The 18,180-nt window shown below is 53.9% G+C and carries 13 protein-coding genes; 5 read left to right on the top strand and 8 right to left on the bottom strand.

Features of this window, described 5'->3' with window-relative positions; genetic code table 11:
* Positions 1 to 65 precede the first annotated feature (65 nt).
* From ACJJI6_RS15610 to gshB, 8 genes are all read right to left on the bottom strand, one after another.
* The gene (locus tag ACJJI6_RS15610; RefSeq protein WP_282930312.1) at positions 66 to 1,316 is read right to left on the bottom strand and encodes a heme biosynthesis HemY N-terminal domain-containing protein; all 1,251 of its coding nucleotides are present in this window, start codon (positions 1,314 to 1,316) and stop codon (positions 66 to 68) included.
* Positions 1,313 to 2,641, bottom strand: a complete 1,329-nt coding sequence (locus ACJJI6_RS15605; protein ID WP_475711130.1) for a uroporphyrinogen-III C-methyltransferase — start codon at positions 2,639 to 2,641, stop codon at positions 1,313 to 1,315. The genes ACJJI6_RS15610 and ACJJI6_RS15605 overlap by 4 nt, the downstream gene beginning before the upstream one ends.
* 120 nt (positions 2,642 to 2,761) lie before the next feature.
* Positions 2,762 to 3,577, bottom strand: coding sequence for a uroporphyrinogen-III synthase (locus ACJJI6_RS15600; protein WP_475711129.1), 816 nt, complete (start codon positions 3,575 to 3,577; stop codon positions 2,762 to 2,764).
* Positions 3,546 to 4,463: a hydroxymethylbilane synthase gene (gene hemC / locus ACJJI6_RS15595; RefSeq protein ID WP_445355242.1), complete on the bottom strand. Its 918-nt coding sequence runs from the start codon at positions 4,461 to 4,463 to the stop codon at positions 3,546 to 3,548. Before hemC ends, ACJJI6_RS15600 begins: the two co-directional genes overlap by 32 nt.
* Before the next feature lie 77 nt (positions 4,464 to 4,540).
* Entirely contained in the window at positions 4,541 to 4,963 is a 423-nt protein-coding gene (gene ruvX / locus ACJJI6_RS15590; RefSeq protein ID WP_413664071.1) for a Holliday junction resolvase RuvX, read from the bottom strand.
* A 20-nt stretch (positions 4,964 to 4,983) separates the two neighbouring features.
* Positions 4,984 to 5,568, bottom strand: a complete 585-nt coding sequence (locus tag ACJJI6_RS15585) for a YqgE/AlgH family protein (RefSeq protein WP_282930307.1) — start codon at positions 5,566 to 5,568, stop codon at positions 4,984 to 4,986.
* 34 nt (positions 5,569 to 5,602) lie between these two features.
* Positions 5,603 to 6,514, bottom strand: coding sequence for an energy transducer TonB (locus ACJJI6_RS15580; protein ID WP_475711127.1), 912 nt, complete (start codon positions 6,512 to 6,514; stop codon positions 5,603 to 5,605).
* A gap of 92 nt (positions 6,515 to 6,606) precedes the next feature.
* A complete protein-coding gene (gene gshB, locus ACJJI6_RS15575; protein ID WP_475713463.1) occupies positions 6,607 to 7,563 on the bottom strand; it encodes a glutathione synthase in 957 nt (318 codons plus the stop codon).
* Between the two features lie 350 nt (positions 7,564 to 7,913).
* On the opposite strand from gshB, the gene pilG reads away from it, so the two are divergent.
* The 5 genes from pilG (at position 7,914) to ACJJI6_RS15550 (ending at position 18,167) form a co-directional block, all read left to right on the top strand.
* Positions 7,914 to 8,309: a twitching motility response regulator PilG gene (gene pilG, locus ACJJI6_RS15570; protein WP_020413651.1), complete on the top strand. Its 396-nt coding sequence runs from the start codon at positions 7,914 to 7,916 to the stop codon at positions 8,307 to 8,309.
* Positions 8,310 to 8,543: 234 nt separating this feature from the next.
* Positions 8,544 to 8,906 carry a twitching motility response regulator PilH gene (gene pilH / locus ACJJI6_RS15565; RefSeq protein WP_108731421.1) on the top strand — a complete coding sequence of 121 codons (363 nt, stop codon included), beginning with the start codon at positions 8,544 to 8,546 and terminating at the stop codon, positions 8,904 to 8,906.
* Positions 8,907 to 8,922: 16 nt separating this feature from the next.
* Entirely contained in the window at positions 8,923 to 9,462 is a 540-nt protein-coding gene (locus ACJJI6_RS15560) for a chemotaxis protein CheW (protein ID WP_444892581.1), read from the top strand.
* 160 nt (positions 9,463 to 9,622) lie between these two features.
* Positions 9,623 to 11,764: a methyl-accepting chemotaxis protein gene (locus ACJJI6_RS15555; protein WP_444918797.1), complete on the top strand. Its 2,142-nt coding sequence runs from the start codon at positions 9,623 to 9,625 to the stop codon at positions 11,762 to 11,764.
* A 139-nt stretch (positions 11,765 to 11,903) separates the two neighbouring features.
* Positions 11,904 to 18,167, top strand: a complete 6,264-nt coding sequence (locus ACJJI6_RS15550) for a hybrid sensor histidine kinase/response regulator (RefSeq protein WP_475711125.1) — start codon at positions 11,904 to 11,906, stop codon at positions 18,165 to 18,167.
* Positions 18,168 to 18,180: the final 13 nt, after the last annotated feature.

Below are 18,180 nucleotides of genomic sequence, written 5' to 3'. Positions count from 1 at the left end.
GGAGTTCACTATAGGCGCAATTGGGGAGTGGCTGAAAGGCCCGTCGGCCTTTCAGGGGAGATGACTCAGGCGTGAGCGCCTAGTAGGGGAGTGCCTTGACTGGGCATAGGCAACTGGGGCAAGTCCTTGACTGCTTGTAGCAAGCCTTCCTCATAGAGTTTTGCTGCTTTATCTTTTTCCCCAAGGGATTGAAATAGGCGAGCCAGTTCAGCGGAGGTAGCGGGATCTTGGCGCAACAATAGGCTTTTCTCAAAATATTGCTGAGCTTTGCCCCAAAGTTCATTGCGCATTGAGAGGCGCCCGAGACAGGTTAGCAATGCAGCACTTTCCCCATACTCTTTCAGCCAGCCTTCAGCTGCAGATATTTGTGCCGCAGGGTCGGCGCCCACCAGGCAGCCGTAGAGTTCGGCAAGCTTGGGGTCCCAAGCTCGATTGAGTAGCCAGCGCAAATGCTTCTCTGCCTCTGTGTCTTCACCAATCCGATGCAGTTGCTGTGCGTAGAGGCTGCGCAGGGCTTCGTTGCGTTGCCAGCGGCCACTCAGGCTTTGCCAGGTATCGTGTAATTTATCGATATCTTTGCGATTAGCTGCTTCGGTCAGCTGATGTTGATACACCTCGAGTTCAAGCTGGTGCAGCTCAGCTTCGGGCATGTTCGCATGTTTCTCCAATTCGGGCAGTAATGCGCGAAGACGGCTCCAGTCACCCAGAAGGTAATAAGCCTGCTTGAGAAGTTGTAACAGGGCAGGATGTTTCGGCTCGAGCTGCTTGGCGCGCTCTAGGCTGGCAATACACTGCTCGTAATGTTTATCGAGGAGCTGCATACGAGCTTGGCTTAGGGCTACAGCCAGGCGGGTATCTTCACCACAGGCCTCCGCTTTGGCGAGTAATTCATTGGCCTCCTCACGAAAGCCCAGCTCAAAGGCGCTGCGCGCTGCCGCCAAATAATTGATCAGCGGGGCTTCAGATCGAGGGGCGCTCTTCAGCAGCTGACGACGCGCCCGGGACCAGTTGCCCTCCATAAATTCCACCAAGCCGCTGGTCAGGCGTCGGCGCGCTACACGCTGGCGACCAAATCTCAGCCGGTCGACACTACCTCGGAATCCGCGAAAGATACTGCGAGCCAGCCAAATGGCAAAGAAGAGGATAATTAGAGCTGCTGCCAGCGAGAAAATTGCGAACCAGAGGTTCATCTCGTAGCCTTTATTCAGCTCACCGCCAATACCGATTACCAGGTAGCCGGGATAATTGTTAATAGCCTCCGGTAGAAAAGCGCCGAGCAGCAGTAGTACCAGAGCGGTGAAGAACAGTTTTTTCACTGGTTCTCCTCCTGTTGCGAGGCAGTTGGTGTGGTGGTGCCGGATGTTTTGTGTAAACGCTCAATATAATTGCGCAGGGCAAGCTGGGAGGCGCTGAGGTCAGGCATTTCGACCTGGATACGTTGTTTGCTAAGTTCCGTTAGTTGTTGGGCCAGCGCATCGCGCTGCGGACTGGCAGTGCCATAACTGAGTAGTAGCGACCGCGCACTATCCAGAGCGTCCCTGTAAACCGTGGTATCGCCGCGAAGCAATGCCAGTTGGGCCTGCTCCATATAAAGGCGCAGAGTCTGGCGAAAGCGAGCTTCACTCTGTGGGGATAGCATTACCGGGTTGATGTCTCCATCAATGGGGCGCACCGATTCGCGCATGAAGCGGGTGAAGTTGTGCCACTCCCGCTTCCACAGGGGGGCATTCTCCTCAATGCTGGGCTGCTCTTCACTGGGTTGTTCTGCCGAAGCCATATCGAATTGTGGTTGGATATTTGTGCGGATTAGCTGTTCTTCCAAGGCGCTGAGACGGAGGTATAAACCCTGGCGATCGATGTTTTGGACCAGCTTCAGTGAGGTGATATCACGGGCAAGCTGTTGGCGTACCCCGTACAGATCCGGTAAGTCCACATCGCGCAATATCTCGTCCACGCGCTCGACCAGCCCCAGCGCAGCGCGACTATCGTCTTCGAGAAGCAGGCGCTGATTGGCTAGACGCAACAGATAATCTGCCTCAGCCAATTGCCAATCGTCGCGGCTTACATTTCCCAGCTGACCCAAGCGGTTTCCCTGTGCGGTGACACTGCGCTGCATGGAAGCCAGTTGCTGCTGCAGTTGGGCGATAGTGCGATTTTGTCGCTCCAGTTGATTGCGTAAATTGGCATCGGCCTGCTCCAGCTGATTGAACTCCCCGGAATAATCGGGGGTTTGGGGTTCAGTTGGGGCAGGGGTAGCAGCTGGGGTTTCCGAAGTGATATTGGAGGTCGGCGCTTGGGTGGTGTTTTCAGCGGCAACCGGCACTTCCGTTGCAGGGGTAATAGTGGTGGTGCTCTCCGGGGCTGCCGTTTTTCCGGGTAGATAGTTGAGGTAAGCGCCAAGGTGTTCGCGCAGCTGAGGAGAGTTAAACCAGGCCAGTGAGGCCACAGCAATCAAAATGAGGATGAACAGTAGCCACCACCACAGCCCATTGGATCTACCGGCCGCAGCACCGCCGCTGGCTTTGCTCGTAGAGGCTTTTTCCTCTGAGGCTTTGGCGAAATTACTTTTGCCTTTTACAGGCTTTGTGTTTTCCGGGGGCTCATTGGTCGCGGCTATATTTTGATCTTTTTTATCGGTCATGGGTATGGCGGCGCAGGTGGAAAATGTCGTCAGATTATAACGAGTGGCGCGAGCCTTAATAGCGGGCTAAACGCCGTTTTAAGATTTTTAGCGCAAAGCGGTCGAGAATTCGATAGCAAATCAGCCGAGGGCTTTACGCAGTGTTTCCAGCATAGCGTTATCGCCGGCATTTAGCGCGCTATAGCAATGGGCAAAACCAAGCTCATTTGCCCGAGTGGCAACTCGTATACTCGGGCAGATAAGAGCGGTTTCAAAGAGTGTATTGCGGTTTATCTGGCGGATACAGGTAACCAGGTTATCGAGTGTTTCACCGCTGTGCACACTGATAATATCGGGTTGGAATTTATACTCAGCCAAGGAGGTTGCAGCCTCCGGTGGCAGCACTCTCCGATAGAGTTCGCAATAAGTTACTCGCGCACCCCTATCACTCAAGGTGTCGCCGATAAGAGGGCGGCCACCGGAGCCGCGAAAAATAAGAACTCTTTTCCCGTCCAACTGCTGTAACCAGGGTAGGCGCAGCAACTCCTCGGAGTTCATCGTATTGCCGCTTTGCTCGCAGGGTATACCGCGCTTTTCCAGGGCGCTAGCGGTTGCCGCGCCGATCGCCAAAAAGCGAGGTCCTTTGGGTAGTTGTGGCCAGTAGTCTTCAAGCCAGTCTACGCCGTAGCGCACGGCGTTCTGGGAAACAAAGATTGCGACATCCGTTTGATCAAAATCGAGGATTGAGTTTTTTATGGCCTGTATGGCAGCTTGATCCTCAATTGGCTCTATGCCGAGCATGGGGATGTTATCTACCTGGGCCCCCAGGCCGCGCAGTAGCGCACACCAGTTATCAGCCTGCTGCGTTGGCCGTGTACTGAGAATACGTTTGCCCTGCAGCAGGTCGTGGGTGAGATTGCCCATATCAGATAGCGGCGAGGATTTTATCGGCACCATCGGCCAGTAACTGTTCCGCGAGTTCAGTACCCAGTCGCTCTCCCTCAGCGGCAGGGCCACGATTATCGGCATGTATCATGGTTTTGCCATCGGGACTGCCAACGAGTCCGCGCAACCACAGGGTGTCACCATCCAGCTCGGCGTAGCAGCCGATAGGCACTTGGCAGCCGCCGTTGAGGCGCTTAACCAGGGCGCGCTCCGCACTGAGTCGGGCTGCGGTTTCCGGACAGTGAAGCGGTTGGATCAAGGCTTCCAGTTCGCTATCGCGGCGCGACTCGATACCCACTGCGCCCTGTCCACCAGCGGGGAGCAGGATGTCTGTTGCCAGGAAGCTGCGGATACGTTCCGGCATTTCAAGTCGCAGCAGTCCGGCCGCAGCGAGGATGATAGCGTCGTAATCGCCGGCATCCAGTTTGGCCAGTCGAGTATTCACATTGCCCCGTAAAAAGGTGACTTTTAGGTCCGGGCGACGGGCAAGTAATTGGCATTGTCGGCGCAGGCTGGAAGTGCCGACTACTGCTCCCTCGGGCAGGTCATCAAGGCTGTCATAAATATTACTGACAAAGGCATCGCGGGGGTCTTCACGCTCGCAAATAATCGGCAGGTGAAGTCCTTCGGGGAATTCCATGGGGACATCTTTCATCGAGTGAACTGCGATGTCCGCACGGCCTTCGAGCATCGCCACTTCCAGTTCTTTAACGAACAGGCCTTTGCCGCCCACTTTGGTTAATGGGATGTCCAAAACCTGGTCACCCCGGCTGGTGAGGGGCAGTAACTCGATAAGAAGTTTCGGGTGCGCCTGTTGCAGGCGGTCTTTGACATAGTTGGCCTGCCACAGGGCCAAAGCACTCTGTCGGGTGGCAATGCGAATACGATCTATAGACATGCGGCTCAATCACTTATTGGTTGAAGCGGCCATTCTAACAGAGTCGCAATGCAGTGAGGCTCTCTGTAGCTGAGGGGCTAGCCCCTGGTGCGCAGCCAGTCTTCGAGAATTATCCGTGCGGCTATTGAGTCCACTGGGTCTTGTGCGTAGTTGCCACGATGTCCGCGTTCGTTGGCCTCTTCCTTGGCGGCTCGAGTGCTTAAACGCTCGTCGATCAGCTCTACCGGTAGCCCATAGCGACCGTGCAGGCGCTGGCTGAATTTTCGCGCACGCACGCCAAATTCACTTTCGCTGCCATCCATATTGAGGGGGAGGCCAACCAGTAAAAGGTGGGGCTGCCACTCTTTGATCAGGCCTTCTACGGAGTCCCAATTGGGCTTGCCATCTTTGGCGGGTAGTGGGGCCAGTTCCCGTGCTCCACCGGTAAGGCTCTGGCCGTAAGCTACGCCAATAGAGCGGGTTCCAAAGTCAAAAGCTAGCGCTGTGACGGGTTTATTCATAGGGGTCAGTAATTTTTCTGTTAGGCGTGGCCAGCTTGGGAGCCGAGGCCGGAAAGATCGATGCCGTGGCGGGCGGCGGCGCTTTGCCAGCGTTTTTCGACCGGTGTGGCGAATAGGGTTTCGGGCTCTGCCGGCAGTGTCAGCCAGGCGTTTTCTGTCAGCTCTTGCTCCAACTGACCGGGCCCCCAGCCTGCGTAGCCGAGGGCGAGTAGTACATCGTCAGGGCCGCGCCCTGCGGCGAGGGATTCGAGGATGTCCTTGGAAGCGGTCAGGCTGATATCTGAATTGATTTCGGTTGTAGAGTCGAAGTGCATGCCGGTGCCGTGCAGTACAAATCCCTGCTCTGGTGACATGGGGCCGCCCAGTAGAACTGGTTCGTCACCGCGCAAGCTGAGATCCTCCAAAGACAGCTGCTCGAATACCTCGTGCCAGTGTACCTTACTGGGCATATTGATCACTATGCCCATGGCACCGTCGCTATTGTGCTCAACAATCAGTGCGATAGCGTGTTTGAAGCGCGGGTCCTCCATACCGGGCATGGCCAGAAGGAACTGGCCGCGCAGGTTTCCGTGAGTCAGGTCGCTATCGATATTCGAATTAGGCATAGATCAGTAATAAACCGCCAGTTGAAAGCCCATTTTAGCCTCGGCTGGGGAGATCCCCCGCAGAAGTAGTAAGTCCCCCGGTTCTTTCGAATTGCCAGGTACGGATAATTTCCAGTCGATCAACTTCGTTCTTGATCTCTAATGGGAAGGGAGCGAAGGGAGCTGCCAGACGCACAATTTGTTGGGCCGCATCATCGAGAATGCGCTCCCCGGAGGATTGAAGAATAACAACCTTCTCGACGGCTCCGGTGGGAAGCAACCGCACCATCATGCGTAACTCGCCACTAATTTGTTTTTCCAAGGCCTCTTCGGGAAAGTTATCACTGCCAACAGCTTCTATTTTCTGGCGCCATTCATGTAAATAAGCGGCATCGGCTGAGGCTCTGGTAGCTACAGATGTCAATCTGCGTACTCGGGGGCGCTCGGCAATAGTTTGGCGAATTTTATCGAGACGCGCCTCTAGGCTAGCTATTTTAGGATTGCTCAATGGCAGGTCATTGGGTGCGTCGCCGCGCTTTTCCTTGGATAACTTATCTTCTGCCGAAAGTTCAGGAGCCTGAATCGGGCTATCACCAACTGTGGTAATTAACAGGCGGCGTTGTTCTGCTGGCCGCGCAGATTGTTGTTGTGGCAAAGGCGTCACGCGATGAATTTGCGTATCGGCAAACTCGGCGCGGCGCTTAGTGGATAACTCTTTCCGAGAGTCTGCGGTACCACTGGCTAATTGGTTGTGCTGTGCCAAGTAGTCAGCATCCTCTGGGGCCTGAGCGGAATTTTGCAAAGAAAGTGTGACTTCAAGTGTCGGTGGCGCCTGTGCACCTTTCGGAGCAGCAAAAGCTACTCCGAAAACAATTAGCGCATGTAACGCGGCGGCTAGAAATAATGAGAACACAAAGCGTTCACGCTGCATTGCATGAAACTGTGTCGCGTTGGCAGAGGAATTCATTATCTATTATCAACTACTACTTATTCGGACGTGCGTTTTACACAGCCTTGTTCTCAGTGGTAAACCGCCCTGAGAGTTATCAAACGCCCAGTTTACCTTTTTTGTGCCAGCAGGTGTGTGATGCCGCTCATTAGTCGCGCGCCTATGTCCGTATTGTAAGCGGCATCAATTTCCCGTACACAAGTGGGACTGGTAACGTTAATTTCTGTTAGGTAGTCACCAATAACGTCCAGCCCGACAAATAACAGACCTTTTTCCTTCAAAGTGGGAGCGACTTGCTCAACGATCCAGCGATCTCTATCGGTCAGGGGGCGTGCTTCGCCGCGCCCGCCGGCTGCAAGATTGCCGCGAGTCTCACCCGCTACGGGAATTCGCGCCAAGCAATAGGGAATCGGTTCACCGTTAACGACCAGGATACGCTTGTCACCATCTTTGATTTCTGGGATGTAACGCTGCGCCATAATCTGCTGGCGGCCGTGCTCGGTAAGCATTTCCAGAATTGCTCCAAGGTTGGCGCCATCTGGTTTGCAGTGGAAGATTCCTGCGCCACCCATGCCATCCAGAGGTTTATAAATGACATCTTGGTGAGTTCGGTGAAATTCCCGCAGCTTGGCCATGTCGCGACTAACTAGAACTGGTGGGCAACACTGGGGGAAACTTGTTGCAAAAATTTTCTCATTGCAGTCGCGTAGAGCCTGGGGCTTATTGACTACCGTCGCACCTTCGCGCTCTGCCGCTTCGAGAATATAAGTGGAATAAATATATTCATTATCAAAGGGGGGATCGACGCGCATCAGGATTACATCCAGCTCGCCGAGTGGCATTTCTCTGGATTCTTCCAGAGAAAACCAACGATTTGCATCGTCAAAAACCTGCATAGGGCAGCCGCGCCCAGTTGCGCGTCCATTCTCCAGGTAAAGATGGCTCTGCTCGAAATAAAATAGCTGGAAACCACAATCTTGTGCGGCTTGTAACAGTGCAAGCGTCGTATCTTTTTTAAAATTGATCTGGGCGATGGGGTCCATCACCACACCGAGGGAATAATTCATACGGGTTTCCAAATCGTTGGGTATTTCTATCCCAGTTATCACTGGTTCTGCTCCCAATTTTGTGGCCGCTACCAGCGTTGTTGGATAGATAAGGTAAGAGCAGCTTTGCGAAGGTGCAACCTTCTTAACGCAATACCTTCAATGAATGTATAAGTGGTGATAATTTGAACTGCGTCGCCTGCAGTGTGTCGACTCAGCTAGATTCGCCTGGGGTTCTGTGATAAAAGTTCGTCTCAGCGTGCGACCTTCGCCAGGCTAGGCGCCCGGACCCCGCAAGCGGTTTGAAAAAAGGGCGCAACTAAAGTTTTCGCGTGCCCGAAAATAAGTAAACAGGGGATTCAAAAAAGACTATGGAGCTTAACTGGGAAAGTCTGACTGTCATGGTGATCGACGACAGTAAGACAATTCGCCGCACTGCGGAGACGTTGCTGCAAAAGGCGGGCTGTACCGTGGTCACCGCGACAGACGGTTTTGATGCGTTAGCAAAAATCGCGGACTCCCGTCCGGATGTCATTTTTGTCGATATTATGATGCCGCGCCTGGATGGCTATCAAACATGTGCGTTAATAAAAAATAACAGCGAATTCCGCTCCACCCCTGTTGTAATGTTGTCGAGTAAGGACGGTTTGTTCGATAAGGCAAAAGGGCGTGTTGTTGGTTGCGATCAATATCTGACCAAACCTTTTAGTAAGAGCGAGCTGCTGGGTGCTATTTCCGCTCATGCCAAGCCGCACCATGCCGCATAAGTGGCCTACAAAAAAGAAAATATAGATAACGGACTCCATTGTGGGCATTGTGCCCACAAGCTCGGTACCAAAATTTAATTAGAGTACAGATTTTCCGGTTGTTACAGACCGGTTGATTTTTGTACCCACACTATCGGTAGTCATAGTGCATCTCGGCACATGCTAGCGAGGATAATCACAACAAAAACCGCCGAGCGCAGTAGTTGTTGCCGAAAAGATGTCATGGGGGAAATGATGGCAAGAGTACTAATAGTTGATGACTCTCCTACAGAAACACATAAGCTGACAACCATTCTTGAAAAAAATGGCCACGCAGTAATCACCGCTCCCAACGGTGAAAGCGGAGTTGAAGTAGCCCGCGCCGAGCGCCCCGATCTGATCCTGATGGATATTGTGATGCCGGGTCTCAACGGTTTCCAGGCCACCCGCCAATTGAGCAAAGACAGCAATACCGGTGAAATCCCGATCATTATGGTAACTACCAAAGATCAGGATACAGACCGTGTCTGGGGTATGCGCCAGGGAGCCAGGGCTTACCTGACCAAACCTGTCGATGAGAGCAAATTGCTGGATGCGATCGGGGAGGTGTTGGCCTAATAGCCAGCTGCGAAAAGTGCAGTCACAAACACCTTATTTAGCTCTGGTTGATATTGCACGGCGCGCCAAAGCGCAGGCCACTGGCCTGCCTGGCCGCCGGGAAATCAAACCCTACTGGACCGGTATCGGTTTCTCTCTTCTGGATAACCACTTTGTCGCCTCCATGGATGACGTTGTGGAATTGCTCGAAGTGCCACAGCACACCTTTATTCCGGGCGCTCAGCCTTGGGTAAAAGGCGTCTCTAATGTTCGTGGTCGCCTGCTTCCCCTTATTGATCTCGCAGCTTTTTATGGCGGCTATCTCTCAGGTCCGCGCCAGCAACGTCGTGTTTTGGTGCTCGAGAGGGATAAGACCTACGTGGGGCTTATCGTGGATAAATTGTTTGGGATGCAGCACTTGGCGTTCGAGTATGCCCGTGAGGCACCGACAGATTTGAGTGAACCATTTGCGCCAATGGTGCACGGCCAGTTTGTTTTACAGCAGCATCGTTGGCTCGTTCTCGATATGCGGGCACTGATCAAGGATGCGCGTTTTATGGATGCAGCTTTACGCTGACTAATCCAGTTCTTTCTTTCCGGTAACCGAGGGTGGTCGACCGGATGGCCCGCAATTAGTGCAGGGATGTACAGCACTGACTGAGGGGTCTTGTCATTAAAGCGTTAAAACTAAAGTGGTATTAAACCGGCCTAATGCAATGGCCCGCTAGGAGTAAATTATGAAACCAGGCTCCCAGAGTTCCTTTTCCGCGCTGCGCAGTAACCCTGCCGCGCTGGTATTAGGTCTACTGGTACTCGCCACGCTGGCGGGGCTTATTGTCAGTATTTATTTGGTACAGACTCGAGACGAGCAGGATAAAGAGTACCTGCAGCAAGTCGCCGAGTTGCGGGCCCTTTCCTATCAGGTAGTTTCCTATGCGCCGGCGGCAACCGCAGGCGATAGTGAGGCCTTTACCGAGCTGGAAAATGTTACCGAAGAAATGGCTAATGCCTGGAACCAGCTCCAGCGAATGGATGACAATAGTCGCCGCGCCCTGGGTGCTCAATTGTCTGCTTACGATCAGGTTTGGCGCAGCTTGCGCGAGCAGGTCGACACGATCATCGGCAACCAGGAAACCATCGTGTTTCTTAACGATATCGCTTCAACGTTGAGTGACTCGCTTCCGGAATTACAGGCTGAGCACAACAATATTGTAGAAATTCTGCTGGCTAACAACGCCCCGGCAAATCAGGTGGAGCAGGCCCAGTTGCAGGTATGGCGTGCGGAGCGTATTGGTCGAAATATCGATAAAATGCTCCAAGGTGGCGATGATGCCGAAGCCGCCGCTGACCAGTTTAATACCGACGCCAGTCTTTTCGGTAAGGTGGTTGACGGTATGAAGAGCGGCGATGTGGTGATGGGGATTTCCCGTATTACCGATGAAGAGGCTCGCCACTCATTGGATGAAATTACTGAGCTGTTCGGCTTCGTAAGCACCTCCGTACGGGATATCTTCGAAGCAACTCCAGCCCTGTTTGCTACCCGCCAGGCCTCTGACGGCATTATCGCGTCATCTCCCCAGCTGATCGAAGCATTGAGTACGCTGAATGACCGAATCGTAAACCTTTCAGATGATCGCCAGCCCAACAACTTGACCATTGCTGCACTGGCTTTGGTCTTCGTTTTGTTGATCTTCGGTATGATGGCGATGGCATTCTCCGGTACCCGCCGAAACCTGAAAAAAGAGGAAGATACCAACGAGCGTAACCAGCACGCGATTATGCAGTTGCTGGACGAGCTGGCCGACCTCGCCGACGGTGACTTGACCACCTCTGCAACGGTAACCGAAGCCTTTACTGGTGCGATTGCCGACTCCATTAACTTTACTATTGACCAGCTGCGTGTGCTGGTATCGCGGATTAATGGTGCTGCACAGGAAGTATCTGGCTTGTCCCAGGAAACCCAGCAGACTGCACTGCACTTGGCCGAGGCCTCTGAGCACCAGGCACAGGAAATTGCCGGAGCTTCCGCCGCGGTTAACGAAATGGCGGTCACCATTGACCAGGTATCTGCCAACGCCTCCGAATCTGCCCAGGTAGCCGAGCGCTCGGTACATATCGCAAGTAATGGCGCCAAGGTGGTACAGAACACCATTAAAGGCATGGATAACATCCGCGAGCAGATTCAGGATACCTCCAAGCGAATTAAGCGCCTGGGTGAATCCTCCCAGGAAATTGGCGATATCGTAAGTTTGATTAACGACATTGCCGACCAGACCAACATTCTTGCATTGAATGCCGCGATCCAGGCGAGCATGGCCGGTGATGCCGGTCGAGGCTTCGCGGTGGTTGCGGATGAGGTACAGCGACTTGCGGAGCGCTCCGCAGCTGCAACCAAGCAGATCGAAGGTCTGGTAAAAGCGATTCAGTCCGATACCAACGAGGCGGTAATCTCCATGGAACAAACCACCAGTGAGGTGGTACGTGGAGCTCGTCTGGCCCAGGATGCGGGTGTTGCACTGGAAGAAATTGAGAATGTATCCAACAACCTGGCATCGTTGATTCAGAACATTTCTAACGCTGCACGTCAGCAGGCTTCGTCTGCAGGCCACATTTCCAACACGATGAACGTGATTCAGGAAATTACCTCGCAGACCTCTGCGGGTACCCAGGCTACCGCCCAGTCCATTGGTAACCTGGCGCAGACCGCGAGTGCACTGCGCGAATCCGTTGCCGGCTTCAAACTTCCGCAAGAGGAAAGTGTTGAAAGCAACAGCGAGCTGTATGACGTGGAGTTGCCGGAAATGGATACAGATACTTTCGCTATTGAAGGTGAAGATACTCATTCATTGGAGTCCCGCGAAGACAGGGCCCTGGCCTAACCCACACAATAATACCCGGCCATTATGAAAGTTGGCCGGGTGCAAAAGGGGCGCACGGAATTGCTTCCGATAAATCCGCGGGTTTTTCTCGCTGAAAACTGTAGCGCTTGAGTACTGAATAAATTATTGGGGACTTGGCGTGAGTCACGACAACCCGAACTTTATGGCCTTGGATTGGCTGATCGGTGAAATTAACGAGACTTTGGCGCAAGCGCGCCAATTTCTTGAGACGTTCGCTGTAGAACCCGATGCGGGTGCCTCTCTTCTGCAAAACAGCTTGTCGCTGGTGCACCAGGTGCACGGTAGCTTGCATATGGCACAGCTCAGTGGTGCCGCGATGTTAGCAGAAGAGATGGAGCAACTTATCCAGGCCCTGGCCACTGGTGCGGTTGAAAATACCGACGAGACGCGCGAATTTTTGATGCGCGCATTGCTGGAGTTGCCCCTTTACCTCGAAAAGGTTTCTTTTCAGCGTCGTGACAATGCCGTTCTCTTACTTCCCCTGATGAATGACTTGCGCGCTGTGCGCCGCGAGCGATTGATCAGTGAAGGAGCACTTTTCTCGCCAGAATTGTCTTCATTGGCAACGGTGATTGGAAAGCGCCAGCCCCTCGTCGCCGATAGCGCCCGCTTAAATGACCTGGTCACCAAGTTGCGCAAGATGTATCACGTAGCGGCTGCGGGTCTGATCCGGGATGTAAACAGCGGCGAAAGCCTGGCTTACCTCACCAAGATTATTGAAAAAATGCAGCTGCTTTACAGTGGCAGCTGCCGCCAATCCCTGTGGGAAGTACTGTTCGGTATTTTGGAGGCGCTCGGCGAACACCGTATTAATGTGCAGCCCGCACTGCGCCATTTACTGCGCAAGGTGGATATTGAATTCAGGTTGTTGCAGGGGCGTGGCGCAAAGGTATTGGACGCGCGCCTGGACCAGGACTTTCTGCGCAACCTACTTTTTTATGTCTACCTCGCCGGTCCGAATGGGCCGCACTGCGAGAAACTCTACCAGCGCTTCGCACTAGATAAGGCGGTTCCCGGTACGCCTCGCCCGGATACTGAAGATGTATTGGCGATGGGGCCAGAAGCCCTGGGCAGTGCAATTGCTGCATTGCGCGATGAACTGCAATTGGTGCGTGAAGCACTGGAGCCCAGTACAACCGATACAGAACAACCCTCGCTGTCAGATACGGCCGCTGTGGCCAAGCGCCTCGCGGATACACTCGGTATTTTGGGATTGGAAGCGCAGCGGGTTCGCGCTCGCAGTGTCTACGAAGACCTTCGCGACGCCTCCCGTGGCACTGACGTTGAAGAGTACCTGATGCGTGCCGCCGGGGAATTGGTTCAGCTTGATTCAGCGCTTGCCGCCACCGTCGATCGCAATAAAAAAGTCGACGATGAGCAGCCCATTATGGGCGACGCCACTGACTCTGTATTACGCGAGGCCAGACTCGGTCTGGAAGCGGTAAAAGAAGCGGTCATGGAGTATGTGGCCAGCCACTGGGATATCAGTTACCTGAGTCGTGTGCCACAGCGCTTACAGGAAGTCTGTGGTGGTCTCGAAATGGTGGGTTACCAGCGAGCGGGTGAAATCATCTCCGCTTGCAACCGCTATATTGGCAGCTCCCTGATTGAGGCTGGAGAACAGCCCGAATGGACAATGCTGGATACTCTGGCAGATGCCATTACCAGTGTTGAATACTACCTGGAGCGTCGTGCGGAAGGTCTGGCTGATGCAGAAATGCTTTTGGCACTGGCTGAAGATAGCGTAGAGGCTTTGGGCGTTTCGCTGAAGATCGTCGACGAGAGTGAGGCCGACGCCAGTCTGGAAGCGTCCCCGATATCAGAACCCGAACTGCCAGATCTTATTGATTACGATTTAATCCCCGATGACGAAGCCACTGCGGTTTCTGACGAATCTCTGGACTCTCAAGCTGAAATAAATGCGGAAGAGTCATCTGCCATAATTTTGCAGCTGCCTGTCGATGAAGCAGATTCTGTTGTGGAGTCCGAGCTGGAAATCGATGGAGAGTCTGTTCCGGAGGAGTCTTGGTTCTCTGATGGGGCTCCTCAGGTTGAAGCTGCTCCGGTACTTGAAGTTGAAACTGGGATAGAGGCTCCTGAAGCTGAGGAAGCGCCTGCTGAGATTGCTGACTTCATTGAAGTTGCACCGATGGTAGAGTCTGCTGAGGTTGAGCCGGTTGCTGCAGTTGCAGAGGTCGCGGATACGACGGAGGAACTCGGTGATGACACTGAGAGCTTGATTGACGATGAAATTATCGAGATCTTCCTGGAAGAAGCCGGGGAAGTTCTTGCGCATATCAGTTGTTACTTCCCGGAGTGGGCTGCCAATTTTGCCAATCAGGATGCCCTGGTAGAGTTTCGTCGGGGCTTCCATACCCTGAAGGGGTCGGGCCGTATGGTCGAGGCCCTGGATATTGGTGAACTGGCCTGGTCTGTGGAGAATATGCTCAACCGGGTTATCGATGGCAGTGTGAAACCCGGGCCTGCCCATGTATACCTGATTGAGCAGGTGTATCAGAAGTTCCCCTCAATGATTGAGGCGTTTAAACACGGACAGAGCGACCCCGATCAGCAGCTTACCCTGCAGTTACAAGCTTGGGCTGAGCAGCTAAGTGCGGGAGAGATGCCCGCTGATCTGGAAGCCCAAAGTGCAGGCGGTGTCGCGGCAGTTGACGTTGTTGAGGACACCGGAGAAGACCTGGCTCAACTCTGGGAAATTTTTGCCCAGGAGGCAGAGACGCACCTCAATGTCGTAGATGAGTATCTGCTGGATATGCAGGCTGCCGCGCCTTTGTATGGTGTTCCGAGCGACCCAATGCACCGGGCACTCCACACACTAAAAGGCTCCGCACATATGGCGGAAGTCAAAGTGGTTGCCGAAATTATGGCGCCACTGGAGCGCTTCGCTAAAGAGCTGCGTATTTATCAGGTGCCTATCGATGCAGATATTTTTGATCTGATCAATGATAGCGCCACCTATGTGCGTGAAGTGCTGGAACAGATTCGCTCTTCAGAGCCTCTCGCAATAGAGAAATCGGAACAGTTCCTTGCTCGCGTTGCTGAATTGCAGGAGCGCTCTGTAGGCCACTTGATTCGCGAGCGCGAGGCGAATGAACCTCGCGCGGTCGATCCCCAGCTTCTCGAAGTCTTGATGGCTGATGGCATGCGGGTGCTACTTGATGCAGACCAAATGCTGACTGAGTGGCGCGCCGACCCGGCAGATAAAAGTCGTGTTGTATTGGTCGCTGATGAGCTCAATGTTCTGCAGGAGGCGGCCAGCCGAGCGCAGTTGCCGATCCTGGCTGAGCTCGCTGAGCTGTTGCTGAATGTTTATCGCAAAGTCCTTGCTGGTGACCTTGAGCAGGAGCCCGCGCTATGGGCCTCTCTTGAGCAGGGACACAATGAGTTGCTCGATTTAATCGATGCAGTAGCAGCAGCACAAGACCTCCCTGAAGTCAGCGAAGCTGTGGAAGAGGCGCTTCGCTACCTGGCTCAGGGTGAGGAAACCAGTTCATCAGCAGAAGATGACTACGACCTCGATGAACTGGGAATCGATAGCGAAGCACTGGCTATTGCCGAGCCTGAAGAGCAGGCGCCGGAGCCCACGGAAGTAACCGAGCTTCTGGTTTCAGAAGCATCCCCTGATGAGTGGATTGAGCCACCTGTATTACAGTCGCACGACGGGGAATCTCTCGATGGCGAGGCTGAGGATTCGGAAACTCCTCAATTGCAGGCCATAGAAGTTGAGGCCGCCGTTGAGGATGTTTTTCAATTTGAAGAACCCTTCTCTGCACCTGAAGTTGAACCTGCTGGCGACCTGGCTATCGAGCAACCGGGTAGCGAGGTGTCATCACAGGATTCCGCTCAATCAGTCGATTTACAGAAGTTGTTGGCAGACATTGACCCGGATGTTGTCGATGTCTTTATGGAGGAGGCGGGAGATCTTACCGATGAGCTGGAGGAACTGATCCAGAGTTGGGAAGAGGAGCCGGAAGGCCGCGAGCAAGGTGAGGCCCTGAAGCGTGTATTGCACACCTTTAAAGGTGGTGCACGTATGGCTGGCCTAATGGGGTTGGGTGAAGTAGCTCACCGTTTTGAAACGGTGATCGAAGGCATGCGCGACAACGATCGGCCCTCCGCAGATTTCTTCGCCAATGCCCATGGTATCCACGATCGTCTCGCCGATGGAGTAGAGACAGTTCGCGCCTGGATGGCTGGTGAACAGCTTGATGCTTTTGTACAGCTGGTCAGCACCGATTGGGCGGATCAGAAGCCGGCTAACTCGGCAGCTGCAGAAGCAGTGATTGAATCTGAAGTTTCAGACGAACAACCTCAAGAAACTGTTCTCGTAGCGGATGCGGAACAAGGTGATGAAGTCATTGCGGCCGAGAGTACTCAGTCGGATGCTGATGTAGTTGCTACGCAGCTGCCCGAGATCGCTGTAGGTCAGGAAAGCGATAACGTTTTGCCGTTTATCCGCAAGGCCGGTAATGCAGAGCAGGAGGTAGCGGCACCGACCCGGAACCAGCCCCAGGAGATGGTGCGTGTAGCTGCTGAACTTCTGGAGGAGTTGGTAAACCTCGCCGGTGAGACTGCAATTTCCCGTGGTCGTCTTGAAGAGCAGATGAGTGAGTTCGGTCTCGCCCTGGACGAGATGGATGTGACGCTGGTGCGTCTCAACGAACAGCTGCGCCGCCTGGACCGCGAGACCGAGGCTCAGATCCTGTTCCGCCAGGAGCAGTTGGCAGAACAGGACGGCGACTTCGATCCGCTGGAAATGGACCGTTACTCGTCTATTCAGCAATTATCCCGTTCCCTGCTGGAGTCCACATCTGACTTGATGGAGCTGCGCTCCACTCTGAATAACAAGGCGCGGGATACAGAGACCCTGTTGCTCCAGCAGTCCCGAGTAAATACCGAATTGCAGGAAGGTCTGATGCGCAGCCGCATGGTACCTTTCTCCCGTCTGGTACCGCGCCTGCGTCGCATCGTGCGCCAAGTAAGTGCTGAGCTGGGCAAGCAGGTCGAGTTGGGATTCTCCAACGTTGAAGGCGAGCTGGACCGGTCCATGTTGGAGCGTATGGTTGCGCCACTGGAGCATATGCTGCGCAACGCTGTGGACCACGGCATTGAAATGCCAGAGGAGCGTTTGGCTGCCGGCAAGTCTGAGCGTGGGCGTATCGATGTGGCGCTGAAAAGGGAGGGCAGTGAAGTTGTCCTCACCATCCGCGATGATGGTGCCGGTGTCAATTTGATCCGGGTGCGTGAAAAGGCGGTGGAAAATGGCCTGATGAGGCCGGATGCTGAGCTCTCGAATAATGAGATTCTTCAGTTCATTCTGCAGGCCGGTTTTACCACTGCAGAAAAAGTTACCCAGATCTCTGGCCGGGGTGTGGGCATGGACGTTGTATCCGCCGAGCTTAAGCTGATCGGTGGCAGCGTCCATATCAACTCAGAGGCAGGCGCAGGAACAGAATTTGTCGTTCGTCTGCCGTTCACAGTTTCGGTTAACCGCGCTTTGATGGTGCGAATTGGCGATGACCTGTTTGCACTGCCGCTGAATACCATCGAAGGTATTGTACGCCTCAGCCCATTTGAGCTTGAGCACTACTATCGCTCGGATGAGGCGCGCTTCGAATACGCCGGAGAACTCTATCAGGTTAGCTATTTCGGTACTCTGCTGAAGTCTGGTGCTCAACCCAAACTCAGTGTCGATGATATGCAACTGCCCGTGCTGCTGGTGCGCTCTGAAGGGCACGCTATGGCGTTACAGGTGGATGCCATTAAGGGTAGTCGCGAGATTGTAGTGAAAAGCCTCGGCCCGCAGTTCTCCGGGGTTCAAGGGGTATCAGGTGCAACAGTAACTGGTGATGGTAGCGTCGTGGTGATTCTCGACGCACACGCCCTGCTGCGTCGCCAGGCCACTCAGTTGGCAAGGCCGGAAGTGCCGCAGCTTCAAATTCAGGAAGAGCCTGAAGTGCAGTCCGAGCAGGAGGCGCGCCAGCAGACCGTTATGGTTGTGGACGACTCGGTTACAGTGCGCAAGGTAACGACACGCTTCCTGGAGCGAGAGGGTTATCTGGTTAGCACTGCAAAGGATGGTCAGGATGCGGTTATCCAGCTGCAGGATAAGATCCCGGATCTGATCCTGCTGGATATTGAGATGCCGCGTATGGATGGCTTCGAGGTTGCCCGCCATATTCGCTCCAGCAGCCGCCTGCGCGATATTCCTATCGTAATGATCACCTCGCGTACCGGTAATAAGCACCGCGATCACGCTATGTCCCTGGGAGTTAACCACTACCTGGGTAAGCCTTACCAGGAAGATGTACTGTTGGCGGCTATTCGTGAGTATGCGGATGCCGAAGCTGTCGGAAGCTGAGACGGCAAATATC

It is taken from the genome of Microbulbifer maximicatervae (SeqCode), from assembly GCF_056232625.1.
This window is presented reverse-complemented; position numbering and strand designations above follow the sequence as displayed.